At 59.7% G+C, this 18,617-nt stretch carries 18 protein-coding genes and 2 pseudogenes; 10 read left to right on the forward strand and 10 right to left on the reverse strand.

The window, feature by feature from the left end; genetic code table 11:
- Window positions 1-51: 51 nt before the first annotated feature.
- From GWE18_RS08440 to GWE18_RS08450, 3 genes are all read right to left on the reverse strand, one after another.
- The gene (locus tag GWE18_RS08440; RefSeq protein WP_275185307.1) at window positions 52-906 is read right to left on the reverse strand and encodes a sugar phosphate isomerase/epimerase; all 855 of its coding nucleotides are present in this window, start codon (window positions 904-906) and stop codon (window positions 52-54) included.
- A gap of 3 nt (window positions 907-909) precedes the next feature.
- Window positions 910-2,268: an MFS transporter gene (locus GWE18_RS08445; RefSeq protein ID WP_275185308.1), complete on the reverse strand. Its 1,359-nt coding sequence runs from the start codon at window positions 2,266-2,268 to the stop codon at window positions 910-912.
- 105 nt (window positions 2,269-2,373) lie between these two features.
- Window positions 2,374-3,243, reverse strand: a complete 870-nt coding sequence (locus GWE18_RS08450; protein WP_275185309.1) for a phytanoyl-CoA dioxygenase family protein — start codon at window positions 3,241-3,243, stop codon at window positions 2,374-2,376.
- Window positions 3,244-3,341: 98 nt separating this feature from the next.
- Here GWE18_RS08450 and GWE18_RS08455 point away from each other — a divergent pair, with 98 nt between their 5' ends.
- The 3 genes and pseudogenes from GWE18_RS08455 to GWE18_RS08465 all read left to right on the forward strand — a co-directional run.
- Window positions 3,342-4,352: a LacI family DNA-binding transcriptional regulator gene (locus GWE18_RS08455; protein WP_275185310.1), complete on the forward strand. Its 1,011-nt coding sequence runs from the start codon at window positions 3,342-3,344 to the stop codon at window positions 4,350-4,352.
- 840 nt (window positions 4,353-5,192) lie between these two features.
- Window positions 5,193-6,179 carry a transporter substrate-binding domain-containing protein gene (locus GWE18_RS08460; protein ID WP_275185311.1) on the forward strand — a complete coding sequence of 329 codons (987 nt, stop codon included), beginning with the start codon at window positions 5,193-5,195 and terminating at the stop codon, window positions 6,177-6,179.
- A 27-nt stretch (window positions 6,180-6,206) separates the two neighbouring features.
- Window positions 6,207-6,518, forward strand: a pseudogene (locus tag GWE18_RS08465) (TRAP transporter large permease subunit); the annotation flags it as partial.
- 596 nt (window positions 6,519-7,114) lie between these two features.
- Here GWE18_RS08465 and GWE18_RS08470 read toward each other — a convergent pair.
- Window positions 7,115-7,378, reverse strand: a complete 264-nt coding sequence (locus tag GWE18_RS08470) for a hypothetical protein (protein ID WP_275185312.1) — start codon at window positions 7,376-7,378, stop codon at window positions 7,115-7,117.
- Between the two features lie 66 nt (window positions 7,379-7,444).
- Here GWE18_RS08470 and GWE18_RS08475 point away from each other — a divergent pair.
- Window positions 7,445-7,612 (forward strand): annotated as a pseudogene (locus tag GWE18_RS08475) (STAS domain-containing protein); the annotation flags it as partial.
- Window positions 7,613-8,043: 431 nt separating this feature from the next.
- On the opposite strand, the gene GWE18_RS08480 reads toward GWE18_RS08475, so the two are convergent.
- The 5 genes from GWE18_RS08480 to GWE18_RS08500 all read right to left on the reverse strand — a co-directional run bounded on the left by GWE18_RS08480 (window position 8,044) and on the right by GWE18_RS08500 (window position 12,589).
- On the reverse strand, window positions 8,044-8,916 hold the full coding sequence (locus tag GWE18_RS08480; RefSeq protein ID WP_275185314.1) for an ABC transporter ATP-binding protein: 873 nt from the start codon (window positions 8,914-8,916) through the stop codon (window positions 8,044-8,046).
- Window positions 8,913-9,818: an ABC transporter permease gene (locus tag GWE18_RS08485; RefSeq protein WP_275185315.1), complete on the reverse strand. Its 906-nt coding sequence runs from the start codon at window positions 9,816-9,818 to the stop codon at window positions 8,913-8,915. The genes GWE18_RS08480 and GWE18_RS08485 overlap by 4 nt, the downstream gene beginning before the upstream one ends.
- Entirely contained in the window at window positions 9,815-11,236 is a 1,422-nt protein-coding gene (locus GWE18_RS08490) for an ABC transporter substrate-binding protein (RefSeq protein WP_275185316.1), read from the reverse strand. Before GWE18_RS08490 ends, GWE18_RS08485 begins: the two co-directional genes overlap by 4 nt.
- 163 nt (window positions 11,237-11,399) lie before the next feature.
- A complete protein-coding gene (locus GWE18_RS08495; protein ID WP_275185317.1) occupies window positions 11,400-12,188 on the reverse strand; it encodes a Crp/Fnr family transcriptional regulator in 789 nt (262 codons plus the stop codon).
- Between the two features lie 101 nt (window positions 12,189-12,289).
- Window positions 12,290-12,589, reverse strand: coding sequence for a DUF971 domain-containing protein (locus GWE18_RS08500; protein ID WP_275185318.1), 300 nt, complete (start codon window positions 12,587-12,589; stop codon window positions 12,290-12,292).
- A gap of 154 nt (window positions 12,590-12,743) precedes the next feature.
- On the opposite strand from GWE18_RS08500, the gene GWE18_RS08505 reads away from it, so the two are divergent.
- The 5 genes from GWE18_RS08505 to GWE18_RS08525 all read left to right on the forward strand — a co-directional run bounded on the left by GWE18_RS08505 (window position 12,744) and on the right by GWE18_RS08525 (window position 17,824).
- Entirely contained in the window at window positions 12,744-13,757 is a 1,014-nt protein-coding gene (locus tag GWE18_RS08505) for a putative sulfate exporter family transporter (RefSeq protein ID WP_275185589.1), read from the forward strand.
- 141 nt (window positions 13,758-13,898) lie between these two features.
- The gene (locus GWE18_RS08510) at window positions 13,899-14,672 is read left to right on the forward strand and encodes a ferredoxin--NADP reductase (protein WP_275185319.1); all 774 of its coding nucleotides are present in this window, start codon (window positions 13,899-13,901) and stop codon (window positions 14,670-14,672) included.
- Between the two features lie 162 nt (window positions 14,673-14,834).
- Window positions 14,835-16,577, forward strand: coding sequence for a fumarate reductase/succinate dehydrogenase flavoprotein subunit (locus GWE18_RS08515; protein WP_275185320.1), 1,743 nt, complete (start codon window positions 14,835-14,837; stop codon window positions 16,575-16,577).
- Between the two features lie 33 nt (window positions 16,578-16,610).
- Window positions 16,611-16,844 carry a ferredoxin family protein gene (locus tag GWE18_RS08520; protein WP_275185321.1) on the forward strand — a complete coding sequence of 78 codons (234 nt, stop codon included), beginning with the start codon at window positions 16,611-16,613 and terminating at the stop codon, window positions 16,842-16,844.
- 2 nt (window positions 16,845-16,846) lie between these two features.
- Window positions 16,847-17,824, forward strand: a complete 978-nt coding sequence (locus tag GWE18_RS08525; RefSeq protein ID WP_275185322.1) for a HEAT repeat domain-containing protein — start codon at window positions 16,847-16,849, stop codon at window positions 17,822-17,824.
- A 168-nt stretch (window positions 17,825-17,992) separates the two neighbouring features.
- Here GWE18_RS08525 and GWE18_RS08530 read toward each other — a convergent pair whose 3' ends face one another.
- Entirely contained in the window at window positions 17,993-18,163 is a 171-nt protein-coding gene (locus GWE18_RS08530; protein ID WP_275185323.1) for a hypothetical protein, read from the reverse strand.
- Window positions 18,164-18,281: 118 nt separating this feature from the next.
- On the opposite strand from GWE18_RS08530, the gene GWE18_RS08535 reads away from it, so the two are divergent.
- Entirely contained in the window at window positions 18,282-18,500 is a 219-nt protein-coding gene (locus tag GWE18_RS08535; RefSeq protein WP_275185590.1) for a cold-shock protein, read from the forward strand.
- Window positions 18,501-18,617: the final 117 nt, after the last annotated feature.

Genomic DNA, 18,617 nt, shown 5'->3' on the forward strand with positions numbered 1-18,617 from the left:
GGTCCGAATCCGGATATCGAAACGCAGAGCAGCTTGACGGCTTCTTACATGTCATCGCGGGCGCGCATCCTCTGCCGTGATCCGCTGCCACAGCGCCTTGATCATATCCTTCATTCGCAGCGCGTCTTGCCAGCGATCCGACAATTCCGCGCCGTCAGGCCCGGTGATGGCATAGGGCGGTGGGCCGAGTTCGCACAGGAAGGTCAGCACCGCATTGGGGCTCGCGCGTTTGCGCCAGGAGCGGATGGCGTATTCCCACCAGCCCATGAACAGATCGACCCAACCCTGATGCTGCGGAAAGCCCAGCGAGATCTGCACCTGCTCGCGGCTGGCGATCCGTCCGTGAATTCCCCAGGAATTGTCAAGTATGCGATGGATCATCGCATGATTGATCCGGTCCACCGGCCAGGCGAATTCGCGGCCGACGAGATAATGCGATACGTCAGCCGTTAGCCGCAGGTCGGGAAAGCAATCCAGCAGCTGCAACGTGAAAAACAGGTCCGTCGTCATGCGGTCGCGGTGGGTTTCCACATGCACCGCCAGACCCGCTTCATCACCCAGCCGCCGCCATCCCTCGAGCAGGGGAATGCACGCTTCCAGCCGTTGCGGCCGCACGTCCGGCTGTAGGTTGACGTGGTCGGCGCCTAGCCGCGCGACCAGATCGAGCACCGGTTTCAAGTCGTCGACGCAGGTAGGATAGCACTGCGCCTGCCAGATCATCCCATTCGCGCGAAGGAAGTCGGTGACTTCCCGCGCGAACGCCGGATCGATGAACCGGACACCGGCGCCGTCGAAGCCGGCGTCGCGGATCATCGCGAGCTGGGTTTGCAGCGGCCACTCCGCTTCATCCGCCCGCCGCCGCTCCATCGCCCAGAGCGACTGCAGGATGCGAAGTTGTTGCGCCATCGGCTACGTGGCGTGCTGTGGGACAGCGGCCGTCGCGGCGTTCATCCGGCCGTCGGATGTATTGTCGACGGTGATGCTCTCCTCGTAAGTCTCCGGACCACTCCAGATCGCGAGCGCGGTGAGGCCGGCCAGTAGTGTGGCGTAACATGCGACTGGCCACCAGCTTCCGGACCATGCCACCAGCGCCGCGGCCACGAACGGCGCCGGTCCGCCGGCCAATAGCGAGCCTAGTTCGCGCGCGAAGGCGAATCCGGCGAAACGCCGCTGCGGTGGGAACAGTTCGGCGAAGTACGCCGCCTGCGGACCGAACATCGCCGCCGTCACCACCGCGCGTGCGCCGATGAAGGCGACCGTGATCCAGATCCACTCCTTGGTGCCGACCAGCCAGAAGAAGGGGAACGCCCAGGCGATGCCGGCGAGCGCACCGAACATATAGACAGGACGGCGGCCAATGCGATCAGAGAGCGTGGCGAAGCCGACAATGGTGAAGAGCTCGATGACGAAGGCTAGCATTAGCGCGCTGAGCGCATCGGATCTGGGCACGCCGAGCGTGGTGATGACATAGCTGAGGCCGAACACCGGGAACAGATAGCCGAGACCATTTTCTGCCAGCCGAGCCCCCAGCACCACGAAGAAGTTTCGCGGATGCCGCTTCAGCGCTTCCATCGCCGGATTGCGCTCGACCTTGCCGCGCGCCACCACCGCCTCGGTGAAGACTGGTGTTTCCGTGATGCGTAGCCGAACGTAGATGCCGACCATGATCAGCAGGAAGCTTGCCAGGAACGGAATACGCCATCCCCACGACATCAGGTCCTCGCGTGGCAGCAGGGTCACCAGCGCGAACGCGCCGGCCGCCAGCAGATTGCCGACGGAAACGCCGAGCGGAGCAAAGCTGCCCCAGAAGCCGCGGTGCTTCGGGGGCGCGTTTTCCACCAGGAAGATCACCGCGCCGCCATATTCGGCGCCGGCTCCCAAACCCTGGACGACACGCATGGCGACGAGCAGCGTCGGTGCCCAAAAGCCGATCTGGGCATAGGTCGGCAGCAAGCCGATCAGCGTGGTGCCGACGCCGATCATCAACAGCGTCGCCACCAAAACGGGTTTGCGCCCGAAGCGATCGCCCATGATGCCGAACAGGATGCCGCCGAGCGGCCGTACCACAAAGCCGACGCCGAAGGTCAGGAACGCGAGCAGCGTGCCGACCACGGGATCGCTTTTCGGAAAGAACAACTCGCCGAACACCAGCGCGGCGGCGGTGCCGTACAGGAAGAAATCGTACCATTCGAGCGCGGACCCAATGCTGGCCGCCAGTATGACGCGCAAGCGCGAGCGATCGTCAGTCTTCGCTGTGATCTCCGTCATGGCTTTCCCCGTCTTGATTTTTTTGTCGTTGATTTATGGTCGTCGATTTATGGTCGTCGCCTCAGGCGTTGGCGTCCGTGCATCGCACGGACGCATTGGCAAAATTCAGGCGGCGCGGGTGAAGTAGGACTTCTTCGCCGCGGACTGGGTTTCGTAGATCGATCCCTGCCGCTTGGCCGGCGGCAACGGCAGTCGCACCGGAACATTGGTCATCCGCGGCGCAATGACGGGATCGCCTGACAGCAGCCGGCTGTTGAATTCGTCGAAGTCCTTCACGCCCATCAGGGGCCATGCGTCGCTGGCGGCAACTTCATACAGCAGCAGATTGCGCGGGCGGTCCGAGGTGTTCATGGCCGATCCATGCAGCGCCCGAACGTGGTGAAACGACATGCTGCCGGCCTTGCCCATGCAAGGCACCGCGCGCTCGATTTCGTCCTTGATGATATCGGGATCGATCAGGCCGGCGAAGCAACCGTCCTCGCCGTGATGATTCCAGACCTCGCGGTTATGCGTGCCCGGCGTCACCAGCATCGGCCCGTTGGCGAGATCGCAATCGTCCAGCAGCACGCCGATCGCGAGCACGTCGTCATTGGTGTGCGGATAGAACGCCCAGTCCTGATGCCATTCCACGGGCGAGCCATACTGCGCCGACTTCATGTTGAGTTTTGAGCCGTGCAGCCGCAGGCCCGGGCCGAGCAGCTTTTTCAGGATGTCGAGCACGGGTTCGCTGCGCACGATCTCGTCGAAAATTCTGTGCACCTTGTGCGGTGTCTTGATACGGCGGACCCGCGGGGTTTCCGCGGTATGCCCCGGTTCCAGATCATAGACGTCGGTGTGTTCAAGGGTTTTGGCCGATCCCGAGACCATCTCCGCGATCACCGAACGCACTTGGGAAAGCGTGTCCGCCCCCAGAACCTCAGGCACCACGATCACGCCATCGCGTTGATAAGTCTGCACATCCTTCTCTGAGATCATTTGGCCTCTTCCCATATGTTTACGTTGTCATTTGCAATGTTAACGTTGTCATTTGTCGTATTCAAGCCGAATCGTGCATTCCTGACCTGCATTCGCTAATGTCCGGCCAGATGAGCACCGCCAGCCCCGAAGAACCCCATTCCGTCCCGACCTTGTCGGCCGTGGCCAAACTGGCCGGCGTTTCGTCGATTACCGTAAGCCGCGTGGTGCGCCTGCCGGATCTGGTGGCGCCGGAAACGAGGGGCCGCGTCGAAGCCGCGATGCGCGAGCTTGGCTATGTGCCGAATCAACTCGCCGTTGGATTGGCCAGGGCTCGCACCCGTTCGATCGGCGTGCTGGTGCCGACGATCGCCAATTCGATCTTCGCCGATACGGTGCAGGGCCTCTCCGACGAACTGGAGCCGCTCGGCTACGCCGTGATCCTGGCGCAGTCGCGCTACGACGCTGCACGTGAAGATCACATGCTCTCGGCATTGCTGTCGCGGCGCCCCGAGGCGATCATCATGGTGGGCTCGCCCGCCACGGAAGACGGGGCGCGGTTGCTGCGGCGCGCGGGAATTCCCGTCGCGGAGACGTGGGATCTTCCGGCTGCACCGATCGACGCCGTTGCGGGGTTCAACAATTACGATGCCGGCGTCGCGGTGGCGCGGCATCTCGTGGCGCAAGGCCGCGACAGTCTGGCGTTCATCGGCGGCGACGATCCGCGCGCTACCCGGCGCTGGAATGGATTCAACGACACGGCACAAGCGCTTGGCGCCAAAGCGCCGCGCCGGCTGGTGCTGGATCGCAACGCCTCCGGCAGTGTCGTCGCGCTTGCAGAACTGCCCGGTGTCGACGCCGTGTTTGCAGCGAACGATGCACATGCCATCGGCTTCATGTCCGGTCTGCGAAAGGCGGGCTTGTTGCGCGACGGCCCGGCGGCGGAGCAACCGGTCGCGGTCATCGGCCTCGGCGATCTCGAAATGGGCCGTCTGATCGCACCAAGTCTCTCCACCATCCGCGTGAATGGGGATGCGATCGGGTGCACCGCTGCAAAATTGATCCTGACGCGGGCAGGGCCGCGTCACATCGATCTCGGATTTGAACTCGTCCTTCGGGATAGTGGCTAAACCATCGAACTGGGCCCGGCTATCTCCACCGGCGTGGACCCGTAGCAATGGGCTCCCAGAGTCGTCATATCAGCGTATGCACTTCACGTCGCACCAGTGCAGCGGTAACAGGCGGCGGCTTGCGCTTGGAGTTACACGAACTGATCCAGAACCCTCGACACATTGTTGAACTTGGGCTGAACTAGGCATACTCAAGCAAGCAGGTAGGCGCGGACTTCTTCGCGTAGGCCATCTGAAGGGCTCGGTGACCTCCGGCATCCCGGTTGCGCGGGCTGAAAGTTGATCGGGCGCGCCGATCATTCGTGAGTCAGGAGAACGAAAGTGTTGGCCATCACCGCGATTATCGCCGCCTATATCGGATCGCTACGAAAGTAAGGCGCAGCCGGCGTACCGGCGTCATCGAGTATTTCCGGGATTATCGCGCACTGTAGATGCCGGCAGGTGATCGCGAGGAAGGGCGGGTTAAGCGAACGTTGAAGCCGATTTTCACTGCGTCACCGCTTCTCGAAAGTTCCGCACGGGCCGAGCTGGTCGGCGCCCGCCAAGGACGAAATGCCGCCAAATAGCAATGCTTCCGTCGACCGATCTCCATAAGCATTAAGGTCCGCTATGAGTTCGTTCGAGGAACCCCCGGCAGTCGCGCACCGCGGCGCATTTGACGGGCCGGATTTCGCTTTGGAAGCCCTTGGCCGTTTAGAGCGCCGAGATCGGACCTGTCAAGGCGAACCAGCGACTTCGTCACTTCGACCGATCCTGCTATGCCTTCTGTGGTTGGCGGTGCTTGCACTCGGCTGCAACGCCGTTCGAGCCCAAGGCGCAGCCCCTGACAGGGAATTGGTGGTGGCAACCAAGGAAGCCCCGCCCTTCGCGATGAAGCAGCCGGACGGGAGCTGGAGCGGTATCAGCATCGAACTCTGGAGAAAAATCGCTGCTGGAGCGCATTTGCGCTTTCGCCTGGTCGAGACCCAGAACGTGCAGGATCTGCTGGATGACGTCGCGAAGGGCAGCCTCGACGCCGGTGTCGCAGCGGTAACTGTGACCGCCGGGCGCGCACGCAGCGTCGATTTCACCCAACCCTTCTACAACACCGGACTTGGGATTGCGGTGCCGGTCAATGAAAGCGCCTGGCGATCGATCGGGCGGGCGCTTCTTTCCTTCGGCTTCTTCCAGGCTGTCGCGGTACTGCTCTGTTTTGCGATGGCGGTCGGCTTCCTCATTTGGCTGCTGGAACGCCGGAAGACCGAACATTTCGGGGGTGGAGCCAAGGGACTCGGCTCCAGCTTTTGGTGGTCGACCATTGCCATGACACAGGCAGGCGCCGCCCAGAATGCGCCAGCAACGCTTCCAGGGCGGATCGTCGCAACCGGGTGGATGATCGCTTCCGTTATCGCCATAGCCGTGTTCACCGCGGGCATCACCTCCACGCTCACGCGCCGAGGGCTCGAAGGCGCCGTTCACGGTTTCAACGACCTGCGATCCGTGCGCGTCGGCGCCGTCGCCAACTCTGCGACGACCGACTACCTCACTCGTCAGCAGCTTTCCTTTCGAGCGTTTCCAGACCTTCAAAGCGGCCTATCTGCATTGAGCCGTGGCACGGTCGATGCCTTCGTCCATGACAAGCCGCTTCTGACCTGGGTCGCGCGGAAAGACTTCTCGGCCTCGGTTCGTATTGTCGACACCAGCTTCAGCACCGAGAGCTATGCGATCGTGCTGCCGAAAGGCAGCACATTGCGGCCCATGCTCGATCTCGCCGTGCTCGATCAGATCGAAAGCGATTGGTGGCGACAGACGCTATTCCAAACCCTTGGAAATGCGCGATCTCCCTAAGGTGTCCAGTTGCGACCCCATCGGCTTTCTGTGTCGTCTCAAATTCCGCGGGGGCCTATTTCGACCGGAGCCGTCGCATGCGTAAGGGCCGTTCCGCCGCTGTTTCCGATTGCCCGCCAGGTCGGCGTGCATGAGGTGCACTATGCCATGGTGGTCGTGCTTGCGATGGGTATCGGGCTTTTCGCGCGGCCCTTCGGGGTGGGCTATTACGCAGCGTGCGCGATCAGCCGTATCAATCCTGATGAAGGCATGAAGCCGATCGCCGCCTATATGATCGCGCTGCTGATTGGCACGATCAACGTTGCCGCCGTGCCGTGGATTTCGATCGGCTTCCTTTAGTCGGATTGTCTTTGCCTGAAAAAGATTAAAGCTTGCCCGTTCACGCTGGCATCTGCGCAGCCAGCGTGGCGAGGGCGGCTCCACTGCATTGCTGTGCTTCCGACCGGTCCCGCTATGGGCGTCAAGCTCAGCAAAAACATCGGCGGCTGCTTCCAAGGCGCCGAAGCTTGCAGGGAGTCCTGCGCAAAGACCGACCTGGATCAACACTTCCAGGATATCCATACGTGTGGCGCCGGCCTCGAGGGCGGCAAGAATGCGCATCCGCACACCTAGGATCCCAGCCGCACCCGATGCGCCGCAAGACGCGAGCAAGACCAGTTCTCGCGTCTTCAGGTCCAGCCTTCAGGTCCAGCCCGGACCGGTTTGACGAACTGCCAAACTCGGTCTCGATGAGCCGGCGTGCGAAGCCGGATACGATTGCATCCAGTGAATTGATGAACCAGATCGGAGGCTCTCCCATGACCGTTCCGGCATCCTGCCGATAGGATAAAATCGATCGGTAGTTTCGTTGGAAATCCTGATCCTGCCCGCGCGTGTGAGACAATTGGCTGACTAGCTATTTTGGAGCAGTCGGGTTGGCACTAACGAGGTGCCGTTCAGGTCTTGTACAAATTGTACAGACTGGACTCGAGGGTAGCTTCCGCAACCCTGAACCAAGTCACGATAGCTTCCCGAAACTTGAGCCATTCGCGGTAGATCTTGCGGAATTCAGGGTTCTTCTCCGCTTCCTCAGCGTAGAGCGCGAATGCCGCACGATATCCGCCTTTCATGATTTCGCGCGAGAACGGCCTGAGTTCAGTACCGCCTGCGATCAATCGGCACAGCGGGGCCATGTTACTGGCGTCATAGTGTGCGAGCATGTCCCAGGAGGCTTCTGCGGCTGCACCTCAAACGCACGCTGGTAGTGAGGCGGCAGCGCAGACCAACATTTCTGGGACCTCACCGCAATCGGCGCGCTAGACGATATAGTTCTGAAGCTTCGTCGCCACGGAGGGCATGTTGAGGTGATCGGTCTGAACGAGGCGAGTGCGACTATGGTCGAGCGGTTCGGCACTCACCACAAGCCAAATGCGCGGCAGAAGTTGGCGCACTGACAATGGTCGGGACACGGCGGACTTGCACCTCCAGACTCTCGCCCCTTAGCGAGCAAGCCAGTCGGGAGGTTGGCGGTCGCCAAAATCCGACCGTCGCATTCTGAGCGCTCACATAACGTAGTCGGCTTTTGGGAATTGAGCATAGGGGACAGGGGGCTATAGGCCCCTAAGCTGTCTCCCGATCAAGCAACAAAGTCAGATGGACCGAACTGGTGCCCAGCCGAGTCTGTAATATGAGCTCGCCAACCTAGACGTTCAAGCAGACGAGCCTTGTCGACAGCGGCGACAGGGTTGATGCGAATAGTGACAACGCTTTGTCCGTTTCTCGATGCGTGAATGGCGTACGTCATGGCGTCCTCAACCGACACAAAGCCCGTCGAGCGGGCGGCTAAAATTTCTGTCGCCGACCGGTTCGCTCCAGGCACAGCTGCTCAAAGTATTTCGGCCAACGACTGCCCGTGCAAGTCTATATTGAGCCCTTGCAAACCCTGGTCGCTGATTTCGCCTCCCATTGCTTTAAGGCTTTCCTCGCGAATCAGCGACATCAAGCCACGTTTCAGTGCCAGGAATTCCGACGACATCATCATCGATTGTTGACGAGGCCGCTCCAGCGGAATGGGAACTTCCGCCTTGATTGAGCCGGGGCGAGCCGTCATGCAGTAGACGCGGTCGGAAAGGAAGATCGCTTCGTCGATATCGTGTGTCACGAACAGGACTGAGATTTTCAGCCGTTGCCACATGTTATTGAGGATTTGCTGCATTATGACCCGTGTCTGCGCATCCAGGGCACCGAAGGGCTCATCGAGCAGAAGAACTTTCGGCCCTGTCGCCAAGGCTCGCACGATACCGACACGTTGCTTCATGCCACCGGAAAGTCGGTCAGGGTAATGCTTTCCGAACGCTTCGAGGCCGGCCAGTCCGAGCAGAGTTCGAGCAGCTCTATCGCGACGGGACCGGTCCATGCAGCGCATCTTGAGTCCGAATTCGACGTTCTCCTGGACTGTCTTCCAGGGAAAGAGAGAATATTGCTGGAAGACCATCCCGCGTTCGGCGCTCGGACCCTTTACCTCTTCGCCGTCGACCGTGACCGTTCCCGCGGTAGGCTTAAGGAAGCCTGCGACCGCATTCAAAAGCGTGGATTTTCCGCAACCCGATGGACCGACAATCGAGACGAATTCACCCGGCTTGACATGAATCTGTGTGTTCGTAACGGCTGCAACGGACCCATCGATGGTCTCATAGCTCAGCGCAAAGTTCTTTACCTCGATATGGCCTTCGCCTGCCTTTGCCTCGACGAGACTCATGTGCGCCCCCATGGCATTGCGAGCCTTCCAGCAGAGCGGATCAGCACACTGGACGTGAGGCCGAGCACGCCGATCGCGATCATGCCAAGTGCGATGTCGGCGTACTGGACCAGCGAATAGGCTTCCCAGGTGAAATAGCCAATTCCGTACTGGCCGGAGATCATCTCGGCCGCGATCAGCGAGACCCATGCAACGCCCATTCCAACGGTAAGTCCGGTAAAGATGTGCGGAAGCGAGGCCGGAAAATACACTTCGCGAAAGATTGAAGCTTCCTTGGCGCCGAGGCATCGCGCCGCCCGAACCAGAACCGGATCGACCAGAACCATGCCGTGCAGTGTATTCACCAGGATCGGAAAGAACGAACCGAGGAAAGTGATGAAGACGATGCTCTGTTCGTTTGTTGGCCAAAGCATGATCGCCATTGGCACCCAGGCGATCGCGGGAATCGGACGAAGGACTTCGGCAACCGGGAAAACTGTTTCGTGGATCAGCTTGAAGCGCCCCATGACGAGACCGAGCGGCACCGCGACAAGCGCCGCCAGTGAGAATCCGAATATAATTCTGCGGCAGCTCAGCGAGACATGCATCAGGAATTTGGGGTCGTGGATCGCTGTCGTGAAGCTCTCGTAGACGGCAAGTGGAGAAGGGACGTTGGTGAATCGCACGAAAAACACGACGCGATATTTCGTCAAGAGATGCCAGAGAATCAGAAATGCAACCAGGGAAAGGGCGCCGATCAACGTCGCGCGCAGACGACTCTTGTTGAGCCGGAACCATCGCGCGGCCAGGACAGCGATCGTGACGGGGCTGTGGACCGGCTCCACGGTGGGAGCCGGTTCGGCAGCGATCGCGGGTGTTTCGCGTTCCGTCAGATGCAGGGCATGCGCAGGACTGCTGCTCATGTCCTGCCTCCGCCCACGGCCGACTTCACCGCCTCTTCAAAACCAAGAACTTTGCCGCTGTTCTTGGCTGCGTGAGCTTCGGCGTCCTTCTTCAGGAGGAACGGCGTGATATCGTTACCGGCAACCGCATAGAAGGCCTGGTCCGCGAACAGTTTGATGCCTCGCGTCGTGTCGAAGACGTAAGTGACGTTGATCTTCTTTCCCTTGGTTTTGAAATCCGCGTAGGCGCCGAGCGTGCAGGTGGCGCTGCTGAACGGAAGAATGCCGGCGTCATCGACCCACACTTCGCCGGACTTGCGGGGATCGGAGATCGGCTTCTTGCAGAACTTGTCATCGCCGGAAATCTCGTAGTTCTTGGTACTGCCGAGCTGGGCGTCGTAGTCCAGCTTCATGTCGGCATAGGCTTTGCGGATGAAGGAATCGTCGACCCATTTCTTCGGATCGAATTCCTTCATTCGTCCAAGGTTCTGCAGCACCTTGACATCGACTTCCGCAGCGTCGATCAGGGCTGGCTTGATGGTGGGATCGGTAGTCATGTTGCCACTCGGACCGAGGAAGATGTAGACGACTTCCTTGCTGATGCCGGTCCATTCCGCAATTTTTTCCGCCGCCAGTTTGGGATCGGCGCGGAGCCACTGGTTGGCGGCGATGATCGCTTTCATGTAGGCGACGACGACCTCGGGATACTTCTCCGCGAAGTCGGTACGGACTACGACGCCGTGCCAGGTCGGCAGGTTCGTCTCTACGCCGTCGAAGATCTTGCGGGCAAATCCGCGAAACGGCAGCAGCTCTGCGAACGGGACAAAGTCAGCGTGGGCGTCGATCTTCTTCTCCTGAAGGTTCGTCGAGCCGACCTCAGGACTTTGACTGACCAACTGGAAGAAATCCGCCGGATAGCCCCGGTCCTGCATCGCCTTCAGCATCATGCCATGGGCGGCCGATCCAAAGGGGACGCTGACTAGCTTACCCTTGAGGTCCGCGAACTCATAATACGGCGAGTCCTTATGGACGACGAGACCATTGCCAGAGCCGGACATGCTGTAAGCCGCAACCGCGATCAGGCGGCTCTTGCTTTCAGGGTTCTTCTCGAACGTGAACCCGTTGACGACGAGGGGATAGTCTCCCATCGCACCGAATTGCAGCTTGTTGGCCATCATGCCGTTGGTGACGGGAGGACCCGAGGTGAAGTTCTGCCATTCGAGCTCGAACTTGATTTTGGCATACTTGCCGTCCGTCGGAAGGTACTTCTCCAGGAGGCGCAGTTGGCGGATGACGATGCCGGTTGTCACGGTGTTGGTCGTGGTATCCTGGGTGCCGATGCCGATTGTAACGGTCTCGCCTCTGGCCGGCTGCGCAAGAGCCAAAGCCACGGACGCTATGGATATCGCTATCGAGATTGATTGGACTTGGCGGACCATGTTCATCCCCATTCGGTTGGAAGCACTGCACACATGATTGGTTGGGCCAGCGTTCCAGGCAAATGCGGACTTGCCATCGGAGTAGATTAGTTGCCGCTAAAGGCCGGTTGCATACTCGTTGGGCAGTTTCACTGTGCGAAGCCGCTTACGTGTGCATTCAAACTCAATCCGATGCCTGACCGCGCATTTCTTCCAGAATATTTGGCAGACAGACGACGATCTGTGACCGTTTCGTCAGCACAATCCGCTTTTTTTGCATTCGCTTGAGACTGATCGTCACCCATTGTCGGGTCGCCCCTACCATGTGCGCCAGGTCGGCGTGGGTGAAAGCTGCGGCGATAACGACTCCATCGGAATCCTCGACGCCGTATAGATCCATCAGCTGCAACAGAAGGTGCGCGAGTCGTTGCGTAATCGAGCGCGTCCCCAGCATCTGCGCGAGTGCCGAATAGCATTTGCCCTTGAACGCGAGCCCCTCGATCAGCCCAATCGCGAGATTGGGAATTTCAGTTGCGAGTGTTCGGAGTTCCTTCCCGGGAAGCTGAACGATGCTGCAATTGCTGGAAGCGACCCCGGACCACTGATGAATGCCGGTGTCGAAGACCTCAGGCCCGCCCACAAAATTGCCCGCGTGCCAATAGGCGAGGGTGATCTCGCGTCCGAGCGGAGAGGAATAGAATACGCGTATGCGGCCGCTTTCGATCAGGAAAATGCCGTCATGTTTCGCGCCCTGACTGAAGATAGTCTGTCCACGACTAAGGACCTTTCGGCGCCCTTGTTTCAGGACGATCTCCCGCTCGCGTATCGTCAGCTTTTCCATCAGGGACGGTGGACCGCCCATCAATTGCTGGTTCTCGGAAAGAAGCAGGGATGAGGTTGATTTCGTCGCCGCGGCCGCGGCCGCGGCCGAAGGCGAGCGTCCGCTCGCCACATTTCCAGCCTGCAACAACATTGCCGGTCTCCAGACCATTCAAGAACTGATCTAAAAAGCAGCAATCTTCGTGCCAGATTGATCGTTGCGGCCAAAGACGCAGGCGAAAAACCCAAACAGTATCAAGACTCAGCCAATTGGGCCAAATAGCTTTTGGGGTAGATGCCTCGGTCGTGCCCGTCCGAGAACGAAATATTCAGACCGTAGCCGAGATCAGCGACCTCCACGATGGCGATCCCGGGGAAACGTTCGGGGAAGCGTTCGTCGAAGCGGGCGCGGATGCAATGCGCGCATTTGCAGAATAGCCGAAGCTTCTCCGCCGTAAGTGTCACCCGTGATCCGCCGTTTGCAATCATGGATATTGAGGCGAGATCGGCGCTTACCTCGCAACTCGTTCCTTCGGCAATCGGTGACATCGACATCGGCACATCCATCCTCGGACAGGCTACTTTCCGAGTGATCGCACAGATAGCAACTAATTGCCGGCGGGCGCCGAATCCCGGTTTTGGAAATTACTTGCTTGTTCCGCGTCAGTATCGCGAACACCACTTCGCGAACATCGCGCGGGGTAGGATAATGTTGCACCGGTCGGAAGGGATCATTGAACCGAACTGGCGTTGGAGGGATATCCCGGGTATCGCCCTCTGCGCGCTTATCGCCTGCGCTGCGACCTGGATGGCGCTTCTGGCCGGGTCGGCCGTCATCTGGGGCTTGATCCTCGGTCTCGTCCTTGCCGCGATCTGGTCGCCCCCGGCACTGTTTCAAACGGGTATTTCGTTTGCTGCAAGACAGGTGATGCGCATCGGCGTCGCGCTGCTTGGATTTCAAATCTCGCTCGCAACCCTGCAGATTTTGGATGTGGCTGACGTCGCTGCGCTCGCGATCAACGTAGCGATCGTTCTGGTGGTAGGCTGGTTCCTGGGCCCGATGCTCGGAATCACAAGGGAGTTGTCGCTGGTCGCCGCCGCCTCCGTTGCCATTTGCGGCGCCTCGGCTGCCGCCGCCGTTGCCTGTGTTGTCATGCGCAATGATTCGGCGAACAGAGATGTTGCGTGCACTATTGGCGCTGTCAGCATCATTTCGTCCGTGGCGATGATCCTATATCCGTTCCTGGTTCACATGGCCGGACTGGGCTCGGCCGCAGGCGGCATCTTTCTCGGTGGGAGTATTCACGAAGTGGCCCACGCGATTGCCGCCGGCTACAGCGTCAATCCCGAGACCGGCGATATGGCCACGGTGGCAAAGCTTCTACGTGTGGCGCTCCTTGCACCAGCGTGCATCGCTGTATCCTTCATCGCAACGGGTAGGGAAGTTTCGCAAAAGCCCCTTTTGCCGTTGCCGCCAGTCTTCTTGATCGGCTTTGTCGTGGCGGCGTTGCTCAATGCTTCGGGGCTCGTCCCGCGCGAACTATCTCAGGTGACCACGCCGCTTTCGCGTTTCTGTCTCGTCACGTCGATGGCGGCAATTGGATTGACGTTGCCCTGGAGAAGCATCCGTGCATTCGGCTTAATACCCATCATACTTCTACTTATTCTTTCTGCGATCCTGATCGGGTTGTCGTTAACCTACGTTAAGTATCATTCGTTCTGATGAAGTCTGCGAAAAACTAGAAACTAATCGACCAAGAACTGAAGTCTGTCGTTGCGAGACTTTCGCTTCTCACCCAACGTTCCAATCGTCGCGCTGTCATGCGCGTTACGGCGATCAGGCGATCGAAGGAGGAGAAGGACGATGAGCGCTTTTCAGAAGGAAACGGTTCTCTCGGTGAAACACTGGACCGATTCCTTGTTCAGCTTTACAGCCACGCGCGATCCGGGCTTTCGCTTCCAGAATGGACAATTCGCCATGATCGGGCTGGAGGTCGATGGACGGCCGCTTGTCCGCGCTTATAGCATGGCCAGCGCCAATCATGAGGACGCCCTCGAATTCTTCAGCATCAAGGTTGCCGATGGACCGCTGACGTCGCGCCTGCAGAAGATCAAGGAGGGCGACATGATTCTCGTCGGCCGCAAGCCAACCGGTACGCTCGTCACCGCAAATCTCATACCCGGAAAGCGGCTGCTGCTGCTTTCGACCGGTACCGGCATCGCGCCATTCGCAAGCCTCATCAAGGATCCCGACGTCTATGAGTCCTATGACACGATAATTCTTGCCCATGGCTGCCGCCAGATTTCCGAGCTGGCCTATGGCGAACGCCTGGTGGAGAAGCTTCGGCAGGACGAGTTGTTCGGACCGCTACTCGCCGACAAGCTCATCTATTATCCGACCGTGACCCGAGAGCCATTTCGCAACCGCGGCCGCATCACCGACCTGATCGAATCGGGCCAGTTCTTCGACGACGTCGGACTACCCGTGCTGGAACGGGAGACGGACCGCATCATGTTGTGCGGCAGCCCCGGCATGCTGGAGGAACTCCGTGTGATGTTCACGGAGCGCGGTTTTCTCGAAGGCAATCACAGCGAGCCGGGGCACTTCGTCATCGAGAAAGCCTTTGTCGAACGCTAACGGGCGTGTCTGCCTATTTGTTGCTCAAAGGCTGACTTCGATTTCGGCAACGGGCCCAAACATTGGGTTTCTCTCACTGGCGACAACTAATTGCTATCGCCGAAGGGTTAGCCGAACAAATCTAACACTAAGACGGCGAACACGCCGAACCGGGAGCGAATAATGGCAATGGATGAGATCGTCGACGGGCTTTCGGAAGTTTCCTGCGATGTGCTCGTTATCGGCGGCGGCACGGCCGGGCCGATGGCTGCACTGAAAGCGAAGCTGAAGAATCCCAAAGCGAATGTCGTTTTGCTCGAGAAGGCTAACGTGAAGCGGTCGGGTGCGATCTCGATGGGCATGGACGGGCTGAACAACGCCGTCATTCCCGGTTACGCGACGCCGGAGCAATACACTAAGGAGATAACCATCGCGAACGATGGCATTGTCGACCAGAAGGCCGTCTATAAATACGCGCAGAATTGCTACAAGATCATAGAGGAACTCGACAGCTTCGGCATCCGTTTCCTGAAGAATGAGAACGGCGATTACGCGGTCAAGAAGGTACATCATATCGGCACCTATGTGCTGCCGATGCCGAACGGCGAGACGGTGAAGAAGGCGATCTACCGGCAGCTCCGGCGCGCGAGAATCCTAATCTCGAACCGGTATATGGCCACGCGGCTGCTGACGTCGAGCGACGGACGTGTGGCGGGGGCCATCAGCGTCAATACCCGCACAGCCGAGATGTTGGTCATCAAGGCCAAGGCCGTCATCCTCTGCATGGGTGCGGCGGGACGCCTCGGCCTTCCGACCTCCGGCTACATGTTCGGTACCTACGAGAATGCCGCCAATTCAGGTGACGGCTATGCGATGGCCTATCATGCCGGCGCAGCACTCGCGAACCTCGAATGCTTCCAGATCAATCCGCTGATCAAGGATTACAACGGACCGGCCTGCGCCTATGTCGCTGGTCCCTTCGGTGCGTTCACCGCCAACAACGAAGGATCGCGCTTTATCGAATGTGATTACTGGTCGGGCCAGATGATGCTCGAGTTCTACAACGAATTGTCGTCAGGCAAGGGACCGGTGTTCCTTCAGCTCTCGCATCTTCACGAGAAAACGATCGAGGAAATCGAGTCCACGCTGCACAAGGTCGAGCGTCCGACGCGCGGGCTGTTCCAGAAGGGACGCGGTACCGACTACCGGACCGAATCGATCGAGATGCACATCTCCGAGATCGGGTTCTGTTCAGGACATAGCGCGTCCGGTGTGCTCGTCGATGATTTTGCTCGCACGACTGTGCCCGGTCTTTACGCCGCCGGCGATATGGCCAGCGTACCTCACAACTACATGCTAGGCGCTTTTACCAACGGCTCGGTCGCGGGCACCGACGCGATGGAGTTCGCGGACAACCACGACTTCGCCGCGTTCGATGCCGCGGACGTGGCCAAGGAGCGCGACCGCGTGATGGCGCCGACCAAGCGGGAAGACGGCATCCCGCCGAACCAGATCGAATACAAGGCCCGTCGCCTTGTGAACGATTATCTGCAGCCGCCGAAGGTCACGCGCAAGTTCGAACTCGGTCAGCGCCGGTTGGCGGAGGTCCGTGAGGATATGGAACAGCAGATGATCGCGCGGAATTCGCACGAACTGCTTCGCGCGCTCGAGACCCAGTCGATACTGGACTGTGCCGACATGGCCGCGCATGCCTCGCTTTACCGTGAGGAAAGCCGCTGGGGCCTCTATCACCTTCGCACCGATTTCCCGGAGAAGGACAACGAGAACTGGTTCTGCCACACACTTCTCAGCAAGAAGGACGGCAAGATGACCAGCGAGAAGCGGGATGTGGAGCCGTACGTCGTTCCGATCGCCGATGAAGAGAAGGACCTCTACGACAAGCAACGTATCCGCGCCAGTGCGTAACGGCCCCGCCACGAAGCAACAGGAGATTTAGCTATGCCTCTCGCCAGTTATCAGACTTTCGTGCCGGTCGTCGTCGACGATGCCAAGTGTATCGCGGACAAGGGATGCACCGTGTGTGTCGATGTCTGTCCGCTCGACGTGCTTCGCATCAGTGACATGACCGGAAAGGCCTTCATGGCCTACGATGAGTGCTGGTATTGCATGCCTTGCGAGGCTGATTGCCCGACCGGCGCTGTTACTGTCAACATTCCCTACCTCCTGAGGTAATCATGGCCGGTCCTTTCGAGTCTTACGACAATCTCGATGACGCCGACGAGCGGCTCGGGGCCGCCGATCCGGGCGAGCGCCGCGTCGCGATCATTGCGCTTGGCCATTCCGGGGATCCTGCGGCCGTTAGGCATCTGAGCGGCATGGTCGCGGACCCCAACGCAGGGGTGCGTCAGCAGGTGGCGATGGCGCTCGGAGAGTTCGATGGCCCAGAGTCGGCGGCGGCCCTGGCGAAACTGCTGGTCGATCCCGAGCCGGCGGTGGCTCACGCAGCGGCTGACAGCATGGCTGAATTCAAGGATCCGGCCTGCGCCGACGCGATACTTCCGCTGGTCAAGCACGGACACGCGTTCGTCCGCATGGGTGCGCTCCGTGCGCTGAAGGAACTACGGCGCAAGGACACGCTCAAGCCGGCGCTGGAAGCGCTCAGGGACAGCGATGCCGCAGTCCGCGTACAAGCGATCGGCGTCATCGGCTTTTTGAAGCTTGAGGAGTCGATACCTGCGCTGACTGCATCCACTGGCGATTCCGATGCCCATGTCAGGCGGGCGGCGGTTAGCGCTCTGGCGTTTTCGCAGCTGAAGCCGGCGGCTGAATCGATCACTCGTACGCTAGGGGATGAAGACTGGATGGTCCGCGAGATGGCGGCGGAGACGTTAGGCCAGAACGCCAATGGCATGGTCGCGGCGGATCAATTGATTGCCGCGTTGACGGACGATTTCTGGCAGGTGCGGCTCAAGGCGATCAGAAGCCTCGGCAAGATGAAAATCGACCGCGCGGTCCTTCCGATCGGCAAGTGCATCACGCACGAGCAGGCAAATCTGCGTAAGGAAGCTGCGGCGGCGTTGGGTGAGATTGCCGATCCAGCCGCGGAACCGTTCCTCGTCCTTGTCGCCAATGATTCTGATCCCGAAGTGAGGAAGAACGCGCGCTGGGCGCTCCAGCGGATCTTCGCCAAGAAGGCGAAGACGAGTTCTTAGCGCTCTGAATCGCGGGATTACCTGGGTAACGAGTAAGAATGGCGAGATAGTTCGGAGTTTCAGATGACGTATGGAGCGCCCGAAGGGCGAGCGCGGGATGCAGGGGCCACGGGGCGAGCCCGGTACCCCGGCGGCAGTCATCCAGAAGTGGCACCTCGACCGGAGCAGCTACATCGCGGTGCCGATCAGTTTCACATCCTGAAGGGCGATCCATTCGTCAATTGATCGTATTTCGGACTCAGTCCACTCAGGGTTTGGGCTGCTCGCCAGCGCCTTTTGAGCCATCCCTTTTGCAGCGGCTACGGACGCCGTGATTTTGGCTAGGGTGCTTTCTTTCATCGGATCTTCGCCTTCTTCGCTGACTCAACTCAGCGGCGGCTTTTCGTGCGAGGGCTCACCCTGGCGGGCCCTTTGTTTCGCCGGATTTCTGTCACCATCCTACCGTGTTTTCGAATCGATGGGGAGAATCGACGTGGCGATAGGTACCGTGAAGTGGTTCAACGCGACAAAGGGCTATGGATTTATTCAGCCCGACACTGGCGGCAAGGACGTGTTCGTCCATATCTCGGCCGTTGAGAGAGCAGGTCTCAGCAATCTGAATGAGGGCACGAAGGTGAGCTATGAAGTGGTAGCCAACCGCGGGAAAGAATCCGCCGAAAACCTCAGGGTAGGTTGATCCGGCACTTACGTTCCGCCATTACGCTAGCGGGTTGCTTGAGGAGAAACGCCCCCGGCCTACCGCTAGACCGGGGCCGCCGACTCCCGGCTGGGCTTGCGGGCGATACAGCCGGCA

This window comes from Bradyrhizobium sp. CSA112 (genome assembly GCF_029051645.1).
Lineage (GTDB): Bacteria > Pseudomonadota > Alphaproteobacteria > Rhizobiales > Xanthobacteraceae > Bradyrhizobium.